Source organism: Micrococcus sp. LASM2_SD2 (genome assembly GCF_057364565.1).
In genome coordinates this window covers 1-5,372 of record NZ_JBNFOB010000170.1, presented here as the reverse complement: position 1 = coordinate 5,372, position 5,372 = coordinate 1, and the positions used below count along the sequence as shown (strand labels likewise).

The following is a 5,372-nucleotide window of genomic DNA, read 5'->3' as shown; positions in this document are numbered from 1 at the left end:
CGACGCCCTGCGCGGGGTCGACCCGACCGGCACCGACGCCTGCACCCTGGCCGAGGCCACGGCCGGGCGCAACGGCGCCCGCCTGACCTCCTGCGAACCCGGGGAGCAGTCCACCGTGACGGTCACCGTCGCCGTGGAGCAGGTCTTCGGCGCGGACGCGGAGGCCACCGCCAGGGCGGGTCCGCCGACCGGGGCGATCCTGCCGGACGAACCGGACAAGGGTCCCGCCGACGCGGATCCCGATGCGGACGAATGACCCCGGCGTCAGCCCGCCGCGGCGTGCCCCACCCGCGAGCCGGCCAGCCGATCGTGCAGCGGCCGTCCCGGTTCCAGGACCGTCTGCGCCACGCCCAGGGCGACGGCACCGTAGGCGAGCACTCCGCTGACCCACACCAGTGCGTCAGGTCCCCGCTCGCCACGGTAGACGGCGTGGATGGTCACCGTGTGACCGGCCAGCCACAGCACCAGGACCTTGGCCGCGGCACGGGCCCCGGCCTGGGAGGCGGTCAGCCGAGTGCCGTCGTCGGTGCAGACCCGCAGGCCCATCCGCCGCTTCCCCGGCGTGGCTCCGGTGGCGGACTGCTCGGCGCAGGCCGCCCACGCGGCCGCCACGATCGGCGGGATGGTACCGAGCGCGTGGACCACGGGCTCGGGCATGATCGGCCACCGGTGCCGGGCCGCGAGCCCGAGGGGCACCGTCGCCGCGGCCACGCCGAGGTAGCAGGCCACGTCGATCCCGTAGGCGGCCAGTCTGCGGGCCGCCAGTGGGTGCAGGGCAGAGGTGAGGGAGCGGGGACTACGCATCGAGGGCCTCCGATTCGACGGGCGCAACGGCTCGGCACCATCGTTGCACTCGTCCACGGCGGGGGCACGGTCCGCCCGACGCCGCCACCCGGGCCGGGCCCCGTCATGGAGCTCGGCTCCGCCCGGAGGCTCGACGCGCGCCACCGCCCGGAGGCTCAACGCCCGTCGTCCTTCTGCGGAGCCACGGCGAACTCCTCCGGCAGCACCCGCTCGGCGGGCACCTCGGCCAGGTCGTCGAACGTCCGGGAGAGCAGGGACAGCACGGTCAGGGCGCCGGCCTTGTCCAGCGGGCTGTTGCGGTTGCCGCACTTGGGGGACTGCACGCAGGACGGGCAGCCCTCCTCGCACTCGCACGTCGCCACGGCCGCCGCGGTGGCGTTCACCCAGCGCCGTGCCTGCACGAACCCGCGCTCGGCGAAGCCGGCGCCGCCGGGGCGGCCGTCGTAGACGAACACCGTGGGCACGCCGGTGTCCGGGTGCAGGACCATGGACACGCCGCCGATGTCCCAGCGGTCGTTGGACGCCACCAGCGGCATCATGCCGATCATCGCGTGCTCGGCCGCGTGCAGGGCGCCGGGCAGTCGGTCCGCGGTCAGCCCCGCGGCCACCAGCTCCTCGGAGCCCGCCTGGTACCAGACCGCCTGCGTGAACAGGTCCCGTGCCGGCAGCTCCAACGGCTCCTCGCCGAGGACCTCGCCGGAGATCAGCGCCTTGCGCTGGTAGGAGACCACCTGGGTGGTCACACGGACGTCGCCCAGGGACCAGCGCACCGAGGACCCGGCCGCGGCCGCCTGCCGGGAGATGCCCTGGATCTCGATCTGAGTGACGTCCCGGGCGGTGGTGAAGTAGTCCGGCCATGCCCGCTGCACGATCACGGCGTGCGCGTCCTCGTCCAGCTCCAGCACCAGGTAGGTCCGGTTCTGATGGACGTACACGGCACCCGGGTGCGCCTGGTAGTGGGTCTGCGGCGAGTCCATGGTGCCCAGCAGGGCGCCGGAGGCGGCGTCGATGATCTGCACAGGCCCGCCGCCGTCGTCCCGCAGGGACACCATGCCGGCCGCATGCTCGGGGTGCGTCCAGAACCAGCCGGCCGGCCGGCGCCGCAGCAGGCCCTGCTCGCACAGCCGCTCTACCAGCTGCCGCACGGCCTCCGGCTCCCCGAACCGCGGCAGGTCCTCCGGCGTCAGTGGCAGCTCGGCCGCCGCCGCGCACAGCTGGGCGCCGAGCAGGTGCGGATTGGTCGGGTCCACCACGGTGTCCTCCACACCCAGGTCGAACACCGCCTCCGGGTGCTCCACCAGGAAGGTGTCCAGGGGGTCGTCCGAGGCCACGAAGAACGCCAGGGACTCGCCGCCGGAGCGGCCCGCCCGGCCGATCTGCTGGAAGAACGAGGCGCGCGTGCCCGGCCAGCCCGCCACCACCACGGCGTCCAGCCCGGCGATGTCGATGCCCATCTCCAACGCCGGCGTCGAGGCCATGCCGAGCAGCTCGCCCGAGCGCAGCTGCGCCTCGAGCTCCCGCCGCTCCTCGGGCAGGTACCCGGAGCGGTAGGCCGCGATCCGGCCACCCAGCCCGGGTTCGACCTCCTCGAGCTGGCTGCGGGCGATCGAGGAGATGGACTCCGCCCCGCGCCGGGACCTGATGAAGGCCAGCGTCCGCACGCCCTGCAGGGCCAGGTCGGTGATCAGGTCCGCGGCCGTCGCGGTGGCCGAGCGTCGCACCGGCGCCCCGTGCTCGCCGCGGCGGTCCGTCAGCTCGGGCTCCCAGAACGCGACGGTGACGGCGCCGTGCGGCGAGCCGTCCTCGGACACCGGCGCCGCCTCCGCCCCGATCAGCGCGGAGAAGTGCTCGGCCGGGGTCGCAGAGGTGGCCGAGGCCCCGATGAACACCGTCTCGCCCCGGTCACGCCGATAATGCGCCGCGATCCGGCGCAGCCGTCGCAGCAGGATCGCCACCTGCGAGCCGAACACCCCGCGGTAGGTGTGTGCCTCGTCCACCACCACGTAGGCCAGGTTCCGGAAGAACTCCGCCCAGCGCTCGTGGTGCGGCAGGATCCCCACGTGCAGCATGTCCGGGTTGGTCATGATTACCGAGGCGTTCTGGCGTGCCCAGGCGCGCTCGGCCGGATCGGTGTCCCCGTCATACGGGGCCGCCCGCAGCCCGGGCATCCCCTGCTCCGCGATCCGCGTCCAGGACGCCAGCTGGTCCGCGCCCAGTGCCTTCGTCGGTGCCAGGTACAGCACGGTCGCCCTGGGATCCTCGGCCAGGGTGGACGCCACGGCCAGCTGATAGGCCAAGGACTTGCCGGAGGCGGTGCCGGTGGCCACCACCACGTGCCGGCCGTCCAAGGCGGCCTCGGCGGCCTGCACTGGTGCGACCAGGGGCGTTCGACCCCGAGCGCGCCGACGGGCCCGCACAACCCCTCGGGGGTGCGTGCGGCCAGTCGACCGGTCGCGCCGACCGGGCAGGCAGGTGACGGAGGTGCCTGACCTGCTCCGGGAGACGCCGGCGGCCGAGGGCGACGCAGACCGCCGCCGCATGCTCATTGCCGGAGGGTGCGGGGCCGTCGTCGGGAAGGGGTCCCGCCGAGGGCGCGCCCCACGGACCCGGGGTGGGGAAGGAGTCGGTCACCGACCCATCGTGCCCGTGTGCTCCGGGCTGTGGATGGACTCGCCGTCCCCGCGGACCCAGATGGACACCGGCGCCAGGTCGGTCCAGCCGAGGTGGCCGTAGAGCAGCTGTCCGTCCGGGGAGGCCACGAGCAGGCCCTCGGAGAGGTCGCCCTGGCTCATCGCCTCGGAGGTCAGGTAGCGCATCACCAGGGAGCCCAGGCCCTTGCGGCGGTGCTGTGGTGAGGTCCAGATGCGGTCGTACACGGCCGTGGTGCCGTCGAAGGTCACCCAGCCCATGGCGGCGAGCTCGTCCTCGCCCTCCGGGGCGGTCGAGGCGCCGGTGGCCACGATCCGCAGCCGGCGACTGCCGGTGACGGGCTCGTCCACGCGGGCCTCGTAGCCCTCGGGCAGCAGCGGCGGCTCCACGTCCTGGACCTCGTGGTCCATCTCCACGGTCATGAGCCGCTCGGAGTCCACGGCCTGCTTCAGACCCGCGCCGGCCAGGTCCGCCTCGGCCTCGCCGAAGACGGTCAGCATGCGCTCCGGGTGCTCCTGCAGGTCCTTCAGGATGGGGTCGAGCTCGGCCTGCGTCGGGGCTACGAGCACGTATTCCCAGGCCGCGGGGACGTCCATCGTGGCCCGCCCCGAGCCGCCCGGGATCATGCCGCCGGCCGCGAGGTGCGCAGGGCGGAGCGGATCCGTCCGTCCTGGTGGGTCTCGTAGCCGCGGGAGCGCGACCAGGCCTCGAACCAGGTGTCCACCAGTGCATCGTCTTTGAAGTCCGTCATGCCTCTGACACTAGCCCGCCGCCGTGAGCTGGGCCACGGAGTGTGACCGGAATGGAATGAACGGGCGCGGACTAGGCTGAACGCCGATGAGCCCGACGACCGTCTCCCGCATCGCCCTCTACTACCGCTTCGCCCCGCTGGCCGACCCCGAGGCGGTGCGCCTCTGGCAGCGTGCCCTCTGCCGGCAGCTGGGTCTGACCGGGCGGATCATCGTGTCCCCGCAGGGCCTCAACGGCACGGTGGGAGGCCCCGTGGACGCCGTGAAGCAGTACGTGAAGCAGACCCGCGAGCACCCCGCCTTCCGTGACCTGGAGGTCAAGTGGTCGGACGGCTCGGCGGAGGACTTCCCGCGCCTGTCCGTGAAGGTGAAGCCCGAGCTCGTGGCCTTCGGCGCCCCGGAGCGCATCCGGGTGGATGAGACCGGGGTGGTGGGCACCGGCGAACACCTGTCCCCGCAGCGGGTGAACGAGCTGGTGGCCGAGCGCGCCGGCACGGACCGCCCGGTGGTCTTCCTGGACGGCCGCAACACCGTGGAGGCCCAGATCGGACGCTTCGAGGGCGCCGTGGTCCCGGCGGCCCAGACCACCCGGGACCTGCTCGCGGCCGTGGACTCCGGCGCCCTGGACCATCTCAAGGACTCGCCCGTGGTCTCGTACTGCACCGGCGGGGTGCGCTGCGAGATCCTCTCCGCGCTGCTGAAGGACCGCGGGTTCGCGGAGGTCTACCAGCTCGACGGCGGCATCGTCCGCTACGGCGAGGCCTTCGGGGACTCCGGCCTGTGGCACGGCGAGCTCGCCGTCTTCGACCGCCGCCTGTCCACCCGCTTCACCGACGACGCCGAGACCATCGGCCGCTGCCACGGCTGCCAGACACCCACCTCGGACCTGCGCAACTGCGCCGACCCGGCCTGCACCACCCTCACCGTCCGCTGCGCCGACTGCGCACAGGACGCCTCCTGGACCTGTCCCGTCTGCACCGCTCGGAGCGCCGCATGACCACCATCTCTTCGCGCGCCTCTGCCGGCACCGTCCCGCCGGCCCCGCGCCTGACCCCGACGACGGCCGCCGCCCTGGCCTCCGACCTCGCCTCCCTGCCCTTCACCACGCAGGCCGTCGAGGCCCTGCTGGGACCCATGGCTGTGACCGCCCTGGACCGCGAGCACGCCGAG

The 5,372-nt window shown here is 73.8% G+C and carries 5 protein-coding genes and 1 pseudogene; 2 read left to right on the top strand and 4 right to left on the bottom strand.

What is annotated here, in order from left to right:
- Nucleotides 1-256: Rv3654c family TadE-like protein (locus tag AC2W7A_RS09090; RefSeq protein ID WP_485991082.1), on the top strand; the 256-nt coding region annotated here is incomplete at its 5' end.
- Nucleotides 257-264: 8 nt separating this feature from the next.
- Here the strand turns inward: AC2W7A_RS09090 and AC2W7A_RS09085 are convergent.
- The 4 genes and pseudogenes from AC2W7A_RS09085 to AC2W7A_RS09070 form a co-directional block, all read right to left on the bottom strand.
- The gene (locus AC2W7A_RS09085; protein WP_485991081.1) at nt 265-804 is read right to left on the bottom strand and encodes an RDD family protein; all 540 of its coding nucleotides are present in this window, start codon (nt 802-804) and stop codon (nt 265-267) included.
- A 155-nt stretch (nt 805-959) separates the two neighbouring features.
- Nucleotides 960-3,276: pseudogene (locus AC2W7A_RS09080) on the bottom strand (DEAD/DEAH box helicase).
- A gap of 155 nt (nt 3,277-3,431) precedes the next feature.
- On the bottom strand, nt 3,432-4,049 hold the full coding sequence (locus AC2W7A_RS09075; RefSeq protein ID WP_485991080.1) for a GNAT family N-acetyltransferase: 618 nt from the start codon (nt 4,047-4,049) through the stop codon (nt 3,432-3,434).
- Nucleotides 4,050-4,075: 26 nt separating this feature from the next.
- Entirely contained in the window at nt 4,076-4,204 is a 129-nt protein-coding gene (locus AC2W7A_RS09070; protein WP_485991079.1) for a hypothetical protein, read from the bottom strand.
- Nucleotides 4,205-4,290: 86 nt separating this feature from the next.
- Here AC2W7A_RS09070 and trhO point away from each other — a divergent pair, with 86 nt between their 5' ends.
- Nucleotides 4,291-5,199, top strand: coding sequence for an oxygen-dependent tRNA uridine(34) hydroxylase TrhO (gene trhO / locus AC2W7A_RS09065; RefSeq protein WP_485991078.1), 909 nt, complete (start codon nt 4,291-4,293; stop codon nt 5,197-5,199).
- Nucleotides 5,200-5,372 lie beyond the last annotated feature (173 nt).